A 17219-nucleotide genomic window follows, 5' to 3' on the forward strand; every position below is an offset into this window, starting at 1 on the left:
CGCTCTGCCTCGGGCAGCTCGTTCTTCCCCTTCCCCCGGTTCGCAACTCGTCGGGTCGGTTTGTGTCGCTGCGGGGTGCGCGATGATCCGCCGGCCCCGTGGCGGGGTAGTGATGGTGACCGCCGGGGATCTGATGGTGATCCGGCCGAAGCGGTTCAAGCTGCCGATGTGGGTGGTCGTGCTCGGCCTGGTGCTGCGCTGGCTCGCCCTGGCCTGCTGGTGGTGCCTGCGTCACCCGGTCACCGTGGGCCTGGCCGTGCTCGCCGTCGTCCTCTACGTCGAGTATGGCTGGGCGGGTCTGATCGTGCCGCTGGTCCTGGCGTCGACGGTGTCCGCCGTGTGGCGGTGGCGCAATGAAGCGTCCTGGTGGCGGTGGTGCGCCGGGCCGCTGCTCGGCCGGTTCCGTCAGGTCTTCGTGTACCGGCGGGCGTGGCGTGAGGCCATGACCCTGTGCGGCCTGACCGAGACGTACGACCTCCAGCCTGTCTTTCCCACGCTGCTGCGGGTGCGCTCGGATCAGGCCCTCGACGTGCTGACCATCCGCATGGTCCGCGGCCAGACCCCGGCCGACTTCCAACGGGTCACGGCGAACCTCGCGTACGCCTTCGGCCGGCGGCACGCCCGCGTCTACTCCGAGCGGCCCGACGACCCGCCGACGCGTACCGGCTACTGGGCGCTGGTGCTGCGGCTGGTGGATCGGGTGCGGTTCCGGGACCGGCCGACCGTGGTCCACCTGGTGATCGTCCGTACTGATGCGCTGCGGCCGGTGGTGGCGCCGTTCGAGACTCCGGCGGTCCCGGATTTCACCGCTCTGCCGCTGGCGCGGCGGGAAGACCTGGGCACCTGGTGCCTGCACCTGCTCGCCACGCACGTCCTCATCGGCGGGGCCACCCGGTCCGGCAAGGGCTCGGTGCTGTGGTCGCTGGTCCGCTCGTTGGCCGGCGGCATCACCTCGGGCCTGGTGCGGCTCTGGGTGATCGACCCCAAGGGCGGGATGGAGTTCGCCATGGGTCGGCCGTTGTTCGCCCGGTTCGCCTGCAAGTCCTTCGAGGCCATGGCGGACCTGCTCGACGAGGCCGTGACGGTCATGCGGGAACGTCAGACCCGACTGGCCGGCAGGGTCCGGGTGCACACGCCGACTGAGGCTGACCCCCTGGTCGTGGTCGTCGTCGACGAGATGGCCGCGCTCACCGCGTACCTGCAAGACACCGACCTGCGGAAGCGTATCGCGTCCTCGCTGGGGCTGTTGCTGTCGCAGGGTGCCGGCGTCGGGGTCCTGGTCGTGGCGGCGTTGCAGGACCCGCGCAAGGAGGTGCTGCCGTTCCGGGACCTGTTCCCGACCCGCATCGCGCTGGGTCTGACGGAGGCGGCACAGGTCGATCTGGTCCTCGGCGACGGTGCCCGCAACCGGGGCGCGTTGGCTGACCAGATGCCCCGTTGGGCCAAGGGCGTCGGTTACGTGATCCTCGACGGCACCCCCGAACCCCTGCGGGTCCGGTTCTCGTACATCAGCGACGACGACATCCGCGACATGGCCCAGCAGTACCCGGCGCCGGTCGACGCGTCGGACATCCTCGCCCAGGTCGGCCGCGAGTCGGCCCCGGAACCGGTGCGCCCTCCGTTGCCCCGCAAGCCGTCCGGGCCGCTGCTGCCCGATGCGCTGCGCAACCTGCTCGACCGGGACAGCGGGGGTGATCCGCGGTGACGGCCACCCCGAACGGCCGCCGGTTCTACCGGCTCCGCACCCCCGAACCTACTACCGCCGTCTCCGTCCGGGTCGACCCCGAACGGCCCGACCCGTACCCGGTCTATCTGGCGGTCGGTGCGGGCCGACGGCGGATGTCCCTGACCCCCGACGAGGCGTGGGCGCTGTGGCGCTGCCTCTCCGAAGCGGTCGCCGCGCTCGGCACCCCTCCCGACTACATCCGCACCGACATCCGACCGGCCAGGAGGTAACCGCCATGACCACCCTCACCCGCTTCATCAACCGGCTCCGGCGTCCGCTGCGCATCCAGCTCGTCGGCCCCGCCGACCAGACCGCCGCCGCCCTGCACGGCCTGGCGCAGATGGTCAACCGCCGGACCGACATGAACGACCGGCGCATCCGCATCGACGTGACCATCCGCGAGAAGCCGTTGGAGGAGTGGCGATGACCGAACGCACCGAATCGGCCGTACGCCTGGTGATCCTGCTCGCCATCGGCACCATGGCCGGCGCCGCCGCCTTCACCCACGTCCACGACCTGTCCGTGGCCCACGGCCAACCGCACTGGATCGGCTGGGCCAACGCCGTGGCGGTCGAGCTGATGGCGATCTACCTCGGTCTGGAACTGCGCGCCCGCCGTCGTGCCCGCCGCCCGGTCGGCCTGGTCGCCTCGCTGCTCGTCGCGTTCGCGCTGCTGTCCCTCGCTGTCCAGGTCGCCGAAGCGGAACCCTCGGTGTGGGGCTGGATCGTGGCAGCCGTGCCGTCCCTGGCATTCCTCGCCCTGGTGAAGGTCGTTCTCTCCAACGCCCCGGCCACCCCGCCGGCCCCCGAACCGGACCAACCCCCGGTCGACTGGTCCGAGGTGCCCGAGCAGGTCGCTCCCGACCTTGAACCGGAGCGTCCGGCCGACCCCGTACCGCCGACTGTCCCGGCTCCCGCCGCCATCTCCGCCCCGGCGACGGTGCTGCCCCCGCGCGGCGTCGTCCAGCCCAACCGGCCGCACGTCGTCGGGATCATCCGATGACCGCAGCGACCCTGCCTGGCCTCGAACCCGCCCCGACCCCGGCTACTGCTTCTCGGCCGGGGTCGCGGGCGGCCCGCATGGCACTACCCCGCTCGGTCGACGTACTCAAAGAGATCGCCGCTGAGTATGGCGTCTGCGTCCGCCCCCTCGCGATGCGTCGCACCGACCTCGACACCGGCCTGACCGAGGTCATCGACCTGCCCTGCGGAGCCACCCGCGAGGACAAGTGCGCGCCGTGCGCGAAGAAGAACCGCCGGCTGCGGCAGGCCCAGATCCGCGAGGGCTGGCACCGTGACGACGAGCCGCTACCCGGCCCAGAACCCGCGACCGAGGAACAGAAGGCGCTGATCCTGCTTCGGGCACACTTCGAGTTCGCCCGCGACGAAGCATGCCGGGCCAGCCAGTACGACCAGGTCGCCGATCTCGACGAGGCAATCCGCGAGGTAGAGGAAGCCATTGCCGCTGAGGGTCTGCGCGGTCGCGTCGGGCCACCCCACGGCAACATCGACGAGGACTCCGACGATGAGCCCGGCCGCCGGCGCAAGCGCTCCACCCGGCGGCGTCAGGATGCCCCCGACCTGCCCCGGCGCAAGGTCGAACGGCGCACCATCGGCAAGACCTACACCGCCCCCGACGGCTCGACCTTCCGACCGTCGATGTGGCTCACGCTCACCCTCGACTCCTACGGGCCGGTCCGCCCGGACGGTACCCCGGTCAACCCCGACCGGTACGACTACCGCCGCGCCGCCTGGGACGCCGTGCACTTCCCCCGTCTGCTCGACCGGTTCTGGCAGAACCTCCGACGCTGCGAGGGCTGGAACGTCCAGTACGCCGGCTGCGTCGAGCCCCAACGCCGACTCGCTCCACACGCACACTTCGCCATCCGCGGCACCATCCCCCGCGACGTGCTCCGCACCGTGGCCGCCGCGACCTACCACCAGGTCTGGTGGCCGAGCGTGGATGTCCAGCGGTACACCCTCGACCGCCTCCCCGTCTGGGACGAGCAAGCGGCCGCATGGATCGACCCCGACACCCGAGAGCCGCTGACCACCTGGACGGAAGCCCTCGACGCCATCGACGACGACCCGGACGCCGAACCCGTGCACGTCGTCCGCTTCGGCTCCCAGGTCGACGCCCGCGGCGTCATGCCCGGCACCGAGGACGCTGAACGGACCATCCGGTACGTCACGAAGTACATCACCAAGCACACCGGCGACTGCCACAAAGCGACCACCGACCGGCAGCGCAAGCACCTCGACCGGCTCTGGCACCAACTCCAACTCACCCCCTGCACCGACCGCTGCGCGAACTGGCTCCTGTACGGCGTCCAACCGAAGAAGGCGCACGCGAAGCTCAAGCCCGGCCGCTGCAAGGGCAAGGTCCACCAGCGCGACACCCTCGGCATCGGCGGTCGGCGGATCCTCATCTCCCGCGACTGGTCCGGCAAGACCCTCGCCGACCACAAACACGACGCACGGGCCTGGGTACGGGCACTGCTCGGCGCCACCACCGACAGCGGCCCGGCCGGGCAGGTCGTCGACGACCAGGGCGCCACCGCCGAACGGGTCCGGCACGCCTGGGAACTCGCCCGCCCCGACGATCCCGACGTCGGCCCGCTGTCCCACAGGCTCATGCGCTCGATCAGCGAACGCGCCCGCTGGCGGACCGAACTACTCGCCGCCAAGGACCGCGCCGCCCAGGGGTCCGCAGATCTTTCGGCAACTCAGCACAACGCACAGCACCACGGGGAGGAAAGACAGTGAACGAGGAGTTGTTGACCGTGTCGGAAGTCCTCGCCGAGCTGCGCGTACCGCGCTCGACCTGGTTCTACTGGCGGCAGACCGGCAAGGGACCACGGGTGATCAAGCTCCCGAACGGGCAGCTTCGGGTCCGCCGGTCCGCGCTCGGTCGGTGGCTCGGTGAGCTGGAGCAGGACGCGGCGTGAAGAGCTACGAGGTCCAGATCTGGGAGATCGGCAAGCGCGCAGACCGGAAGGCTCGGCCGTGGCGGGTCCGCTGGGCGGTGAGCAGCCAGCGCTTCGAGGAGATGTTCCGTACCAAGGCCCTGGCGCACTCGTTCCGCGCCGAGCTGGTCCAGGCGGCCAACGCGGGGGAGCCCTTCGACCCAGCCACCGGCCGCCCGGTCTCGGAGGCCAGAACCAAGAACCCCACGACGTGGTACGCGCACAGCCGCGCGTACGTCGAAATGAAGTGGCCCCGGGCGGCGGCCAAGACCCGGCGGTCGATCGTCGAGGCGCTGACCTCGATCACGGTGACCCTGACCCGGTCGACGAAGCGGGGCCGACCGGATGACGCGCTGCTCCGTGAGGCGCTGTACCTCTACGGGCTCAACCCGCGTCGCTGGTCCGACGAGATCCCGGCCGACCACGCGGCGGCCCTGGCCTGGCTGGAAACCGCGTCGCTGCCGGTCGTCGAGCTGGACTCACCCGCGATGGTCCGCCGCGTCCTGGACAGCCTGTGCGTACGCCTCGACGGCAAGCCGGCGGCTGCCTCGACCGTCCAGCGCAAGCGGGCCACCTTCTACAACGCGCTCGGGTACGCCGTCGAGCTGGAACTGATCGACTCCAACCCGGTCGACCGGGTCCAGTGGACGGCCCCCGAGGTGGCACAGTCCATCGACCGGCGGGTTGTGGCGAACCCGGCCCAGGTCGCCACGCTGCTGGAGGCGGTGAAATCTCTCGGCAAACGCGCCGACAAGGTCACGGCCTTCTTCGGCTGTCTCTACTACGCGGGGATGCGACCCTCCGAAGCGGCCGATCTGCGGCGGGAGGACTGCGACCTTCCCGGGCACTGTCTCGGCTGTGGGACCGACTTCGACGACCTGGCGGCGGTCAAGCCTTCGGCCTCGTGTGACCACGAGAAGGTCGAGTACCGCTGGGGTCGCCTGGTGCTCGCCGGGACCGCCCCACGCGCCGGCTCGCACTGGACCGATGACGGCGGCTCTCACGAGCGGCGCGGACTCAAGCACCGAGGCCGACAGGAAACCCGGACGGTCCCCATCCCGCCCCGGCTCGCCGAGCTGCTGTGCGCGCACGTCGAGAATCACGGCGTTGGTCCGGATGGTCGGTTCTTTCGGGGCCTGCACGGCGGCCCGCTCTCCGAGTCGGTGTACGACCGGTGGTGGAAGCTCGCCCGCGAGAAGGCGCTGACCGAATCGCAGGTGGCCTCGCCGCTCGTGCGTCGGCCCTATGACCTGCGGCATGCGGCGGCCTCGCTCTGGCTGAATGCCGGCGTGCCGCCGACCGAGGTCGCCCGGCGCCTGGGCCACGGCGTCGCCGTCCTCCTCCGCGTCTACGCCAACTGCATCGACGGGGGAGACGACACCATCAACGACAAGATCGGGAATGCCCTCGGGTGACCCGTTGTTGCCGACAGGGCTGCGGCAGGTGAGGGCAGAGTGGCTGGCTGAAAGGGCAACGGCGCTTCGTGAGTGATCCGATGAATTTCCTGGGGAATTATGGGCTGCGGCCCACCGTGTCCAGCCGGTTGGCGGACGAGGTCGCAGAGGCCATGGCCGCGCGGGCGGCCGAGGAGGCAGAGCGCCACGAGCGGGCCGAGCAACGTGAGACGGAACTCTTGGAGCAGAACGTTGCCCTTACGCAGCGGTTCTCGGACTTCGTGACGAAGGTGGAGCGCGACCGGGCTGACGACCAGCAACGGCTTGAGCGTGCTGAGCAGAGAGAGCTTGAGGCTCTCGGGGTGGCCAAGGACAGCCGGCGTGTGGCCTGGATCTCGGCGATGGTCGCGATCGTCGCCCTGCTGGTCGCAGTCGCCGCGATCGTTGTACCCCTGGTCTGGCCCTCCAGCGAGATGCGCGCACCGGTGGTGACCCCTTCTGGTGCCGTGCCAGCGTCCACCAGTGCTCCTGCAGCGCCTCACGCTTCTCCAAGCTCGTCCGGGGACGCTGGCAGGCCGTCTGGTTCACCATCGCCCTCGGCGTCCTGAGACCTCGGCGAGTCTGGTGGGCGTGGGCAGGTGGTGGGCGGTTCACCGAACGGCGCGAGCGCAGCGGGAAGGGTCAGCAGCTCAGAGGCACTGAACCGGCCAAGATCGCGGACGCCCTGTAAATCCGTCGCGAAAGCTACAGAGGTTCGAATCCTCTACCCGCCACCAGGAGCACCAACGGCCCCTGACCAGCAGGAATGCTGATCAGGGGTCGTTGTCGTTTGTCCGGCTGCATCCAGCCGTTGACGACGGGCTGTGGGCAGGTCGATCTTGCCTTTGGGTCTTGTCCGGGCTGGGCCGGGGCCGGTGGGAACTGGTAAGGGTAATCGCGCCCGCCCTCGACCTCCGAGGGCGGGCACGGGCTCGCAGCGGTCAGCAGCAGTTTCCCTTGGCGCCAGCCGTGGCCGGTTCCTTGTCGTTTGCGGGGGTGCAGCACGCGCTCTCGGTGGCCTTCTTTAACTGGTCGGAGTCGGCCTTGACGGTGTAGACCTCCCAGGGCTCGTTGCCGGGGCCGCGTACCCAAACCTTGTCCTGGAGGGCGTAGCAGCATTCCGTGCTGTTTTCTTCGAGGGTGATCAGGCCGGAGTCGGTGAGCCGCCTGGTGGCGGCGTTGACCTCGTCGGTGCTGAACACCTCGATGCCCAGGTGGTCCATGACGGTCGGCTGGTCGGGCTCGCCTTCGAGCAGTACGAGCTTCAGCGGTGGGTTTTCGATGGCGAAGTTGGCGTAGCCGGGGCGACGCTTGGCCGGCTCAGTGTTGAACAGCTTCGAGTAGAAGGCGATGGAGCCTTCGAGGTCCGATACACGCAGGGCGAGTTGGGCGCGGGACATGGTTTCCCCTCCTGGCGGGTTCAGCGGATGTGGTGGCTGGTGAAAGCAGTGGTACGGGTGCACAGGGCGTCAGTCGTGGCAAGCCGCAGCGCAGACCTGCCCGTACGACTCGCCGGGTGTCACGGGCGGGCCGTGGCCGGGGCGGCGACGTGAACGCGGCGTGACCATCACTTCGTCCTTGCCTAGATGGTTTTCGAAGCAGGGCCTACGTTGCACGCTGTTTCGAGGTCTGTCAACCTAGAGGTGTGTCGAAACAAGCGCTGCCGGTGGTGGATCTCCAAACCGTGGCCTGCTGCTCCCCGATCGCGGTCCGCCCTCTGGACGCCGATCAAGCCGCGATGGTCGCGCCCATGTTCAAGGCCCTGGGTGACCCGATCCGGCTGCGGCTGATGTCGATGATCGCCTCGGTGCCGGAGATCTGCGTCTGCGATCTGACGCCGGCATTCGACTTGTCCGGGCCGACCATCTCCCACCACCTCAAGGTGCTGCGCGAGGCTGGCCTGGTCGACTCCGACCGACGCGGCACCTGGGTGTGGTATCGGGTCCGCCCGGAAGCGTTCAGGCAACTCGGCGCGCTGCTGGACATCTCCGCATCCGCGCAGGCCACCGCGTGACCCTCACCCGCGCCCGCCGGGCATGGGCCGAATTCACCGGTACGGCCCTGCTGGTCGCCGCGGTCGTCGGGTCCGGGATCGCCGCCGCCCGGCTATCGCCCACTGACGTCGGGCTCCAGTTGCTGGAAAACGCGATCGCCACCGCCCTCGCCCTGGGCGCGCTGATCCTCATGTTCGGGCCGGTGTCGGGGGCACACTTCAACCCGGTCGTCTCCGCCGTCGACTGGTGGCTCGGCCGTCGTGCCGGCACCGGCCTGACCGCCCGGGACCTCGCGGCCTACGTCCCCGCACAGGTCGCCGGGGCCATCGCCGGGGCGGTGCTGGCTGACCTCATGTTCGGACTACCCGCCGTGACCTGGTCGGGCACCGTCCGGGCCGGCGGGAACCTGTGGCTCGCCGAGGTGATCGCCACCGCAGGCCTGGTTCTCCTGGTCTTCGCCCTCGCCCGCACCGGTCGTACCACTGCGCCCCCGGCCGCCGTGGGCGCCTACATCGGCGCGGCCTACTGGTTCACCTCGTCCACCTCGTTCGCCAATCCCGCCGTCACCATCGGCCGTGCGCTCACCGATACCTTCGCCGGCATCGCCCCGGCGTCCGTGCCTGGCTTCGTCGCCGCCCAGCTCGCCGGCGGACTGGTCGCCGTCGCTGCCGTCGCCGCCTGGTACCCCCACGCGGCCGACTCCGCCGACTCCGTCGTGGTGCCGCACCTCGCTCGGGAGGGCCGATGAACGCCCCCGCCAGCAGCACCGGCATCACCATCGCCGCCATGGGCAACCAGCACGCCGACGCCGTGCTGGAGATCTACCGGCTCGGCATCGCCACCGGCAATGCCACCTTCGAAACCGAGCCGCCAACCTGGGAGCAGTTCACCGCCAGTCGGCTACCCGGTCATCGCTGGGTGGCCGTCGACCCCACCGGCCGAGTCCTTGGCTGGGTCGCCTGCTCCGCCGTGTCCGACCGGTGCGTCTATGCCGGGGTGGTAGAGCACTCCGTCTACGTCCACCCCGACGCCCGCGGCCAGGGAGTCGGCCGCCTTCTGCTCGACGCCCTGATCGCCTCGACCGAGCAGGCCGGCGTCTGGACCATCCAATCCGGCGTCTTCCCGGAGAACAACGCCAGCCTCGCCCTGCACACCGCCTGCGGCTTCCGCACCGTCGGCACCCGCGAGCGCGTCGGCCGTCACCATGGCGTCTGGCGCGACGTCACCCTCCTCGAACGACGCAGCCCCACCATCACCTGACAGGGACCTGTCCATGCGCCGAAAGCCCAGCGTCCTGTTCGTCTGCGTCCACAACGCCGGCCGTTCCCAGATGGCCGCCGGCTGGCTCCGCCACCTGTCCGGCGACAGGATCGAGGTCCGCTCCGCTGGTTCCGAACCGGCCGACCAGATCAACCCCGTGGCCATCGAGGCCATGCGCGAGGTGGGTATCGACATCACCGGTCAGACTCCGGCCCGGCTCACCTGGGACGCCGTCGAAGCCAGCGACGCCGTCGTCACCATGGGCTGCGGGGACGCCTGCCCCGTCTTCCCCGGCAGACGCCACGAAGACTGGAAGCTCACCGATCCCGCCGGCCAACCCCTCGACGTCGTACGCCAGGTCCGCGACGACATCAAGGCTCGGGTCATGCAGCTGCTGGCCAGCATCGAGCAACACGGTTGAGCAGGAGCGTGCGAGGCGGCGGCGACCGATTCGGTGACCGACGCCCAACTGAGGACCTGGCAGACTGACGCGCCCGTACCCGAAGGAGACGCATGGCGAAGCTCATCTACTCGATGATCTCCTCGCTCGACGGCTACGCCGAGGCGGCGGAGGGCGATCTCGGCGTCGGTGCCGAGGTCGAGGAGGTGCACACCTTCATCAACGACGTCTTCCGCCCCGTCCGCACGTTCCTCTACGGCCGGCGGATGTACGAGACGATGGTCTTCTGGGAGACCGCGCACACGCTGCCCGACGCGCCGCCGCACATCCTTCGGTACGCCCGCGACTGGCAGGCCGCGGAGAAGGTCGTGTACTCCACGACGCTGGAATCGGTGTCGAGCGAGCGGACCAGGATCGAGCAGAGCTTCGACCCCGACGCGGTACGCAGGCTCAAGGCCGAGTCCGAGCACGACCTCTCCGTCGACGGCCCGACCCTCGCGGCCCAGGCGATCAGGGCCGGCCTGGTGGACGAGTACCACCTGTTCATCACCACGAGCGTGGTCGGCGGCGGCAAGCGGTTCTTCCCCGACGGCGTACGCCTCGATCTCGAGCTGGTCGAGGAGCGTGCCTTCGACAGCGGACTCATCTACGCGCGCTACCGGACCCGCGTACTCCCGTCGTGATCGGGTGGGGGCATGAGTCTGAGCGTGGATGTCTTCGTCCTCGACGAGCACGGCGGGAGGCGGTTGGCGGAGTCTCCCGCCGACGGGTCGGACCTCGCGGGCTTTGAGAGCTGGCGTACGGAGGTGTGGGGCTCGCCCGCCGTCAGCTCGCTGGGGGCCCGGTACTTCCCGACGCTGGCGACGGGCGACCTGGTGGTCGCGCCCGACGAGGTGCCCGATTTCCTCGCCGAGTGCGACCTGATCCGCGCGAACCTCCACGCCATCGCCCCGGCCGACGGCGTGCGGAAGCCACACCAGTGGTACGTGGCGCAGATATCTGCGCGCCTGTCGAACGTCCGCGACGCGGCCCTACGGGCGCAGCGGATCGGCGGCGGAGTGATCGTCTGGTAGCGGGACTGGTGCGGACGTTTCCGGCGAAGCCGCGCTCGTGACGTGGACGGGTTTGTCACTCCGCCGTCAGAGCCCTGGCGCGATGGCGCAGAACGAGTATGGTGGTCGATGTCCGCTTGCGCCTCCTCCGCGGCAGGAGGTCACCCATGGTGAAGGCAGGTACGTCTGGACTCCCGGATCTTCCCCGAATTGCGCGGAAGGTCGCATTCCGCAATGTGCGAAGTGCACGGTGGCCGCTCAGCCCCGTGATCAGGGCTCGGTCGCAGCGACCCGTGGGCCGAACGGCGCAACGTCTCCGACGCTCGTCCGGTCGGTACGCGCACTGCTTTCCTGGGTACCTGCCTTGTGGCACGATCGTGGAACCTCCACCATCCCCGTGACACTTCCCCTGCAGGAGCAAACATGTCTCGTCGAAGGCTCGGCCGGCTGCTCGGCTCGCTTTTCGCGCTCGCCGCTGTCGCGAGCGGTGTCCTGGTCGGTGACCTCCAGGGTCTCGGCGACCTCCAGACCGCCGACATCATCTGGAACATGCCCGCGCCTCGCTGAGAGTCAAACAGCGCTCGATGACGTGAAGCCGGTGGGCCGGTAAAGGGGGACACGGGATGGCGGGTCGTGGCCCCACCGGCCCCCGCTCCACTGAATACGCATGGCTGATCACCGGGCCGCTGGCCCTGATCGCCATCGTCTGCGCGACGGCGGTCGGCCTGGTCGCACCGCAACCGTTCGGCGGGTGGTCGCTGGCGGTGCCACTCCTCGTGACCATGGTGGCCGCCGGGCTTCCGGTGCTGAACTTCACCGTGCGGCGGCAGTCCCTCGGCGTGGCCCTCACCGAGATCCCGCTGATCCTCGCGTTCTATCTCGTCGAACCGCTGACGGTCGTCGTGATCTACACGGTCGCGACGGTCGTGACCCACCTCAGGCACCGGTTCGGCGCGACGAAGTTCTGGTTCAACGTGGGCCGGGCGGCCGCAGGCTCGTCCCTGGCCGTCCTCGTACTCCAGGCCCTGCCGCCCATCGAGGGCGTCGGACCGGCCACCTGGCTCAAGCTGGCCTTCGCGGCCAGCATGGTCAATCTGCTGAGCATGGCCTCGGTCGCAGGCGTGCACACGCTCCTGCAGGGCTGGGCGGCGGGGCGCGGCGCGCTCCGGCAGTCCATGCCGGCCCTCCTGGCGGCGATGATCAACATCGCGAGCGGGATCATCGTCCTCATCCTCATCGTGAGCACCTGGTGGTCGTTGCTGCTGCTGGGGGCCCTCCTCGTCGCGCTGGCCTTCGTCTACCGCGCGTACGCCCAGTTCTTCCGGCAGCACCGCACCCTGACCGACATGTACGAGCTGAGTCGCGCGGTGAGCGAGAGCGGCGAGTACGGCACCCTGCCCGACGCCCTCCTGGGCCGCGTGCGGGCGCTCATGCAGGCGGAGTACGCCACGCTCTGGCTGCCCGCCCAGGGCCGACACCCGGAGGTGCTGCTGACCGCCCGCAACGACGCCCCCGGCCTGCTCGACTTCGCCAAGACCCCGGCCGCCCTGCGGGAACGGGCGCGCGACGAGGGTCGCACGGTGGCCGTCGGTAGAGGACTGACGACCGACGGTGACCTGCGCGCCACGCTCTCGGCGCACCGGGTCAAGGACGTGATCGTCCTGCCGCTGCGGTCCGGTCAGGCGGTCATCGGCACGCTGGAGGTGGCCAACCGGCTGGGGGACAGCAACTACTTCGTCCGCACCGACGTGCCCCTCTTCGAGACGGTGGCGGCGCACGCGGCGGTGGCGCTGGAGAACTCGCGGCTGGTCGACCGGCTCCGGCACGACGCCAGCCACGACGCGCTGACCAGGCTGCCCAACCGGCGGCGGATCACGGACGCGCTGGACGAGGCCGTCAAGATCCGGGCGCCCGGCGAGGTGGTGGCCCTGCTGTTGTTCGACGTCGACCGGCTGCGCCAGGTCAACGAGTCGCTCGGGCACGCCGCCGGCGACAAGGTCCTGGTGGAGGTCGCCAACCGGCTGCGCTCCTGCGTACCCTCGTCGGCCCTGGTCGGTCGGGCCGGCGGCGACGAGTTCCTGGTGACGCTGCGGTTGGAGAGCGCCGAGGCGGCGGTGGAGCTGGCCGCGCAGCTGCGCGAGCAGATCCGCGACGAGATGGTCTTCGACGCGCTCACCCTCGACGTGGACACGGCGGTCGGCGTCGCCGTGCACCCCGACCACGGCAGCGACGCCGCGTCCCTGCTGCAACGGGTGGACCTGGCGGCGACGGCGGCCAAGTCCGTGCCGGGGAGCGTGCAGCTGTTCAGCCCCGCGCTGGAGTCCCGGTCGCTGCGCCGGCTCGGCCTCGCCGGCGACCTGCGGCGCGCGCTCGACGACGACCAGCTGGAGGTCTACTTCCAGCCCAAGGTGACGCTGCGGGACCGCCGGCTGGTGGGCGTGGAGTGCCTGGCCCGGTGGGAGCACCCGGCGCACGGCACGGTCGCCCCGGAGGACTTCGTGGCGGTGGCGGAGCACACCGGCCAGCTCGGCCGATTCACCGAGTTCGTGCTCCGCGAGGGGCTGCGGCGCAGCCGGGACTGGACGCACGCCGGCCAGCCGCTCGCCGTCGCGGTCAACCTCTCCGCCCGTACGCTCACCGACCAGCACTTCCCGGCCCGTGTCAAGGAGCTGCTCGACGAGTACGGCGTACGGCCGCAGCTGCTCACGTTGGAGATCAAGGAGGCCGGGGTGCTGGACGGCACCGACCGGCCCATCCCGACCCTGCGGCGGCTGCGTGACCTCGGCGTACGGCTGTCGGTGGACGACTTCGGCACCGGCGACTCGTCCCTGGCCCACCTGCGCCGGCTGCCCGTGCACGAGGTGAAGGTCGACCGCTCCTTCGTGCAGGGCATGGCGACGGATCCGGGCGACCTGGCCATCGTCAACGCGGTGGTGACGCTCTCCCAGCAGTTCGGCCTGGCCGTGGTCGCCGAGGGCGTGGAGAGCGAGCTGACCCTGGAGCTGCTCCAGGACATCGGCTGTGAGATCGGCCAGGGCTTCCTGTTCAGCCGACCGCTGCCGTACGAGCGGCTGGAGGCCTGGTTCGGCGCCCAGGTTGACCCGGAGACGGTCTCGCCGGGGGAGCTGCCCCGGTTGCGCGCCGTGCCCTGATCTGCGGAAACGCCTTGGTGGGGGATCCGATTTCATCTGCGCCGCATGGCCGTGTAATGTATCCCCTGCGCGTCGCCCCCCGGGGAGATCGCGCAGGCCCCCTTAGCTCAGTCGGCAGAGCGTCTCCATGGTAAGGAGAAGGTCTACGGTTCGATTCCGTAAGGGGGCTCAGAGGGTCCGGCTGGACCCGCCACGGCGGTGTAGCTCAGATGGCAGAGCAAGCGGCTCATAATCGCTGTGTCGCCGGTTCAAGTCCGGCCACCGCTACTCTCGTCCACCGGGCCAGTTCCGGCGGTCGGTGGGATGGGCGCCACAGGCGCCCACTTTGCATGTCCGCGCCATCAGCGCGTAGGCTGATGCGCCGTAGTTGTTACCCGTAGCGAGGAAGGCACTCCGCCGTGGCGAAGGCGACCGATGTCCGGCCGAAGATCACTTTGGCGTGTGTGGAGTGCAAGGAGCGCAACTACATCACGCGCAAGAACCGTCGTAACGACCCGGACCGCATCGAGCTGAAGAAGTTCTGCCCGCGGGACGGCAAGCACACGGTCCACCGCGAGACCCGCTGACCCGTCGCCGGCACCGCCGGCCTGGTCTCCGACGCTTTTCGATCGCCGGTCCGTAGGGACGGCGCGGCTCTGGCCGCCGCCGCCCCGTACGGACCGGCGATCGTCGTTTGCGTGTAGGTTCGCCGCATGTCCCTGGACCCGTCCTTCGTCGGCCGGACGTATCCGCCGACCGCCCCCTATCAGGTGGGCCGCGAAAAGATCCGCGAATTCGCCACGGCGATCGGCGCCGCCGATCCGGCCCACCACGACCCGGAGGCCGCCCGTGCGCTCGGCCACCCGGACGTGGTCGCCCCGCCGACCTTCCCCATCGTGGTCACCATGGCGGCCAACCAGCAGATCATCGACGACCCGGACCTCGGCGTCGACTACAGCCGCGTCGTCCACGGCGACCAGCGCTTCGCCTACACCCGGCCCGTGGTGGCGGGGGACGAGCTGGTCTGTGTCAGCGTCATCGACGACGTCAGCAGCCGTGGCGGGCACGGCTTCCTGACCACCCGCACCGAGGTCGCCACCCCGGCCGGCGAGCCGGTGGTCACCGTCTGGTCGAAGCTCGTCGTACGCGGGGAGGGCTGAGATGGAGCTGCCAGCCAGGACGTTCCGGGTGACGCGTGCGGACCTGGTCCGCTACGCCGGCGCCTCGGGGGACTTCAACCCGATCCACTGGAACGAGCGGACCGCCACGAAGGTGGGTCTGCCGGGTGTGATCGCCCACGGCATGTACACCATGGCGCTGGTCGGCCGCGCGGTGGCGGAGTGGGCCGGCGCGCCCGACGCGATCGTCGACTACAACGTCCGCTTCACCCGGCCGGTGGTCGTACCGGACGACGACGAGGGCACCGAGATCGAGGTCACGGCGGTGGTCCGCGAGGTCACCGAGGACGGCCTGACCAGGCTCGACGTGACCGCCGTCTGCCGGGGCGAGAAGGTGCTGTCGCAGGCCCGGGCGACCGTCCGGACGGCCCGCTGACCAGGCTCCCGACGCGCGAGGGGCAGACCGGTTGGGAAAGTCGTGCCGCTACCCGTACACTGGTCCGCCGTGGGGCAAGTAACCCCTGCACGGTCGTGTGTGACCGGGCAGGGTGAGCATTGCCGCACAGGGGTGTAGCTCAATTGGCAGAGCAGCGGTCTCCAAAACCGCAGGCTGCAGGTTCAAGTCCTGTCACCCCTGCGCCTCAGGCCTGACCGTTCCCGTGGGTCGCGCCGCCGTACGGCGGCGTCCGGCCCGTGGTGGTGGCATCGGCGGGGTGGGCCCGAGGCATTCGGGCCCTACTCTGGCTGATCCGCCGGCCGCGGCCCGTCGCGGGACGGTTGGTCCGGCCGGCGTGACCAAACGCCGCGCACGCCCGACAGCGTGCGACCCCGACATCCCGCGACGGAGGGCGAAGTGGCCGACAAGAAGCGGCGCGGCGAGGACGCCGGCGACGACCGTCTGCACGACGAGGTCGTCGACGACGTGGCCGACGACGACGCCACCGACGCCGAGGAGCCGGTTTCCCGCGGCGGCACCGCGACGCGCTCCCGGGCGAAGGCGGATTCGGCGGACAGCCGCCCGAAGACCAAGGCGGAAACCGATCGCGTGGGTGTGTTCGGCCGCATCGCCCGATTCATCCGCGAGGTCGTGGCGGAACTGCGTAAGGTCATCTGGCCGACCCGCAAGGAGCTGCTGACCTACACGGCCGTGGTGGTCGCCTTCGTCGCGGTGATGCTGACGATCGTGGCCGGCCTTGACTTCGCCTTCGCGAAGGGCGTGCTGTGGGTCTTCGGCAACCCCAGCTGACCGGCCGACTGAGCCGATAGTGACGGAAGTGAGCGAGCGTGCCTGAGTACGACGAGACCGCCGAGACCACGGACGAGCAGTCCACGGTGGCGACGGCGGCTGGTGACGAGTCGGTCGAGGCCGCCAGCGAGCCGGAGTTCCCCACCACCGAGCCCGCCCCGGACGAGGACTACGACCCGGTGGCCGAGCTGCGGCAGAAGCTGCGCTACGCGCCGGGCGACTGGTACGTGGTGCACTCGTACGCCGGCTACGAGAACAAGGTCAAGACCAACCTCGAGACCCGGATCACGAGCCTCGACATGGAGGACTACATCTACCAGGTCGAGGTGCCGACCCGGGAAGAGGTGGAGGTCAAGAACGGGAAGCGGTCGCAGGTCCAGGCCAAGGTCTTCCCGGGCTACATCCTGGTCCGGATGGAGCTGACCGCCGAGTCCTACTCCTGCGTACGCAACACGCCGGGCGTCACCGGCTTCGTGGGCGCGACGGACCGGGCCGACCGCCCGGCCCCGCTCTCGCTCGACGAGGTGCTGAAGTGGCTGGCGCCGGCGGTCGAGACCGAGCAGAAGAAGGCCAAGCCCGAGATCAAGGTCCTCGACTTCGAGGTCGGCGACTCGGTCACCGTCACCGACGGCGCCTTCGCCTCGCTGCCGGCGACGATCAGCGAGATCAACGCCGACCAGCAGAAGCTCAAGGTGCTGGTGTCGATCTTCGGCCGCGAGACGCCGGTCGAGCTGAACTTCAACCAGGTCGCCAAGATCTGACGTCCGGATCGCCGGCGGTGGGCAGCGGCCCGCCGCCGGCGTATCCGTTCCGCCCTCCAGCCCGACCTCGGCGCAGGCGGCGGCGGGACGCTGCGCTACCCTAGAACGTCGCCGCTGTCGCATCGCGCTGACC

At 70.2% G+C, this 17219-nt stretch carries 21 protein-coding genes, 3 tRNA genes and 1 pseudogene; 24 read left to right on the forward strand and 1 reads right to left on the reverse strand.

Going from position 1 to position 17219, the window contains the following annotated elements; translation table 11 throughout:
* Positions 1 to 112: 112 nt before the first annotated feature.
* The 8 genes from ACGFIG_RS02275 to ACGFIG_RS02310 all read left to right on the forward strand — a co-directional run bounded on the left by ACGFIG_RS02275 (position 113) and on the right by ACGFIG_RS02310 (position 6693).
* Entirely contained in the window at positions 113 to 1705 is a 1593-nt protein-coding gene (locus ACGFIG_RS02275) for an FtsK/SpoIIIE domain-containing protein (protein WP_392999392.1), read from the forward strand.
* On the forward strand, positions 1702 to 1956 hold the full coding sequence (locus ACGFIG_RS02280; RefSeq protein ID WP_018807974.1) for a hypothetical protein: 255 nt from the start codon (positions 1702 to 1704) through the stop codon (positions 1954 to 1956). Before ACGFIG_RS02275 ends, ACGFIG_RS02280 begins: the two co-directional genes overlap by 4 nt.
* Before the next feature lie 5 nt (positions 1957 to 1961).
* Positions 1962 to 2153, forward strand: coding sequence for a hypothetical protein (locus tag ACGFIG_RS02285; protein ID WP_363926348.1), 192 nt, complete (start codon positions 1962 to 1964; stop codon positions 2151 to 2153).
* A complete protein-coding gene (locus tag ACGFIG_RS02290) occupies positions 2150 to 2728 on the forward strand; it encodes a DUF2637 domain-containing protein (RefSeq protein WP_392998371.1) in 579 nt (192 codons plus the stop codon). Before ACGFIG_RS02285 ends, ACGFIG_RS02290 begins: the two co-directional genes overlap by 4 nt.
* Positions 2725 to 4491 (forward strand): replication initiator, encoded by a 1767-nt coding sequence (locus ACGFIG_RS02295; RefSeq protein WP_392998373.1) that lies wholly within the window; start codon positions 2725 to 2727, stop codon positions 4489 to 4491. The genes ACGFIG_RS02290 and ACGFIG_RS02295 overlap by 4 nt, the downstream gene beginning before the upstream one ends.
* On the forward strand, positions 4488 to 4673 hold the full coding sequence (locus ACGFIG_RS02300; RefSeq protein ID WP_392998375.1) for a helix-turn-helix transcriptional regulator: 186 nt from the start codon (positions 4488 to 4490) through the stop codon (positions 4671 to 4673). Before ACGFIG_RS02295 ends, ACGFIG_RS02300 begins: the two co-directional genes overlap by 4 nt.
* Complete coding sequence (locus tag ACGFIG_RS02305; protein ID WP_392998377.1) at positions 4670 to 6106, forward strand: tyrosine-type recombinase/integrase; 1437 nt, start codon at positions 4670 to 4672, stop codon at positions 6104 to 6106. The genes ACGFIG_RS02300 and ACGFIG_RS02305 overlap by 4 nt, the downstream gene beginning before the upstream one ends.
* Before the next feature lie 68 nt (positions 6107 to 6174).
* The gene (locus ACGFIG_RS02310) at positions 6175 to 6693 is read left to right on the forward strand and encodes a hypothetical protein (protein WP_392998379.1); all 519 of its coding nucleotides are present in this window, start codon (positions 6175 to 6177) and stop codon (positions 6691 to 6693) included.
* Positions 6694 to 7065: 372 nt separating this feature from the next.
* Here ACGFIG_RS02310 and ACGFIG_RS02315 read toward each other — a convergent pair whose 3' ends face one another.
* Positions 7066 to 7524: an ArsI/CadI family heavy metal resistance metalloenzyme gene (locus ACGFIG_RS02315; protein WP_392998381.1), complete on the reverse strand. Its 459-nt coding sequence runs from the start codon at positions 7522 to 7524 to the stop codon at positions 7066 to 7068.
* 245 nt (positions 7525 to 7769) lie between these two features.
* Between ACGFIG_RS02315 and ACGFIG_RS02320 the strand changes: the two genes are divergently transcribed.
* From ACGFIG_RS02320 to nusG, 16 genes and pseudogenes are all read left to right on the forward strand, one after another.
* A complete protein-coding gene (locus tag ACGFIG_RS02320; protein WP_392998383.1) occupies positions 7770 to 8138 on the forward strand; it encodes an ArsR/SmtB family transcription factor in 369 nt (122 codons plus the stop codon).
* Positions 8135 to 8842: pseudogene (locus ACGFIG_RS02325) on the forward strand (aquaporin); the annotation flags it as partial. The gene ACGFIG_RS02320 and the pseudogene ACGFIG_RS02325, both read left to right, overlap by 4 nt.
* A gap of 20 nt (positions 8843 to 8862) precedes the next feature.
* Positions 8863 to 9378, forward strand: a complete 516-nt coding sequence (locus tag ACGFIG_RS02330; protein ID WP_392998385.1) for a GNAT family N-acetyltransferase — start codon at positions 8863 to 8865, stop codon at positions 9376 to 9378.
* Between the two features lie 13 nt (positions 9379 to 9391).
* A complete protein-coding gene (locus ACGFIG_RS02335; protein ID WP_392998387.1) occupies positions 9392 to 9799 on the forward strand; it encodes an arsenate reductase ArsC in 408 nt (135 codons plus the stop codon).
* A gap of 92 nt (positions 9800 to 9891) precedes the next feature.
* The gene (locus ACGFIG_RS02340; RefSeq protein ID WP_392998389.1) at positions 9892 to 10461 is read left to right on the forward strand and encodes a dihydrofolate reductase family protein; all 570 of its coding nucleotides are present in this window, start codon (positions 9892 to 9894) and stop codon (positions 10459 to 10461) included.
* A 12-nt stretch (positions 10462 to 10473) separates the two neighbouring features.
* Positions 10474 to 10851: a hypothetical protein gene (locus ACGFIG_RS02345; protein ID WP_392998391.1), complete on the forward strand. Its 378-nt coding sequence runs from the start codon at positions 10474 to 10476 to the stop codon at positions 10849 to 10851.
* 402 nt (positions 10852 to 11253) lie between these two features.
* Positions 11254 to 11397 carry a hypothetical protein gene (locus tag ACGFIG_RS02350; RefSeq protein WP_392998393.1) on the forward strand — a complete coding sequence of 48 codons (144 nt, stop codon included), beginning with the start codon at positions 11254 to 11256 and terminating at the stop codon, positions 11395 to 11397.
* A 56-nt stretch (positions 11398 to 11453) separates the two neighbouring features.
* A complete protein-coding gene (locus tag ACGFIG_RS02355) occupies positions 11454 to 13982 on the forward strand; it encodes a putative bifunctional diguanylate cyclase/phosphodiesterase (protein ID WP_392998395.1) in 2529 nt (842 codons plus the stop codon).
* Positions 13983 to 14078: 96 nt separating this feature from the next.
* A tRNA-Thr gene (locus ACGFIG_RS02360) sits at positions 14079 to 14151 on the forward strand.
* A 25-nt stretch (positions 14152 to 14176) separates the two neighbouring features.
* Positions 14177 to 14249, forward strand: a tRNA-Met gene (locus tag ACGFIG_RS02365).
* 131 nt (positions 14250 to 14380) lie between these two features.
* Positions 14381 to 14548: a 50S ribosomal protein L33 gene (gene rpmG, locus ACGFIG_RS02370; RefSeq protein WP_013288652.1), complete on the forward strand. Its 168-nt coding sequence runs from the start codon at positions 14381 to 14383 to the stop codon at positions 14546 to 14548.
* 126 nt (positions 14549 to 14674) lie between these two features.
* A complete protein-coding gene (locus ACGFIG_RS02375; RefSeq protein WP_392998397.1) occupies positions 14675 to 15121 on the forward strand; it encodes a MaoC family dehydratase N-terminal domain-containing protein in 447 nt (148 codons plus the stop codon).
* A 1-nt stretch (position 15122) separates the two neighbouring features.
* Positions 15123 to 15515 (forward strand): MaoC family dehydratase, encoded by a 393-nt coding sequence (locus ACGFIG_RS02380; protein ID WP_392998399.1) that lies wholly within the window; start codon positions 15123 to 15125, stop codon positions 15513 to 15515.
* Positions 15516 to 15643: 128 nt separating this feature from the next.
* A tRNA-Trp gene (locus tag ACGFIG_RS02385) sits at positions 15644 to 15716 on the forward strand.
* A 216-nt stretch (positions 15717 to 15932) separates the two neighbouring features.
* Entirely contained in the window at positions 15933 to 16325 is a 393-nt protein-coding gene (gene secE, locus ACGFIG_RS02390; protein WP_392998401.1) for a preprotein translocase subunit SecE, read from the forward strand.
* A gap of 38 nt (positions 16326 to 16363) precedes the next feature.
* On the forward strand, positions 16364 to 17086 hold the full coding sequence (gene nusG, locus ACGFIG_RS02395; RefSeq protein WP_357460220.1) for a transcription termination/antitermination protein NusG: 723 nt from the start codon (positions 16364 to 16366) through the stop codon (positions 17084 to 17086).
* The last annotated feature ends 133 nt before the right edge of the window (positions 17087 to 17219 follow it).

It is taken from the genome of Micromonospora sp. NPDC049048 (assembly GCF_043197615.1).
In the GTDB taxonomy this organism is placed as follows: Bacteria; Actinomycetota; Actinomycetes; order Mycobacteriales; family Micromonosporaceae; genus Micromonospora.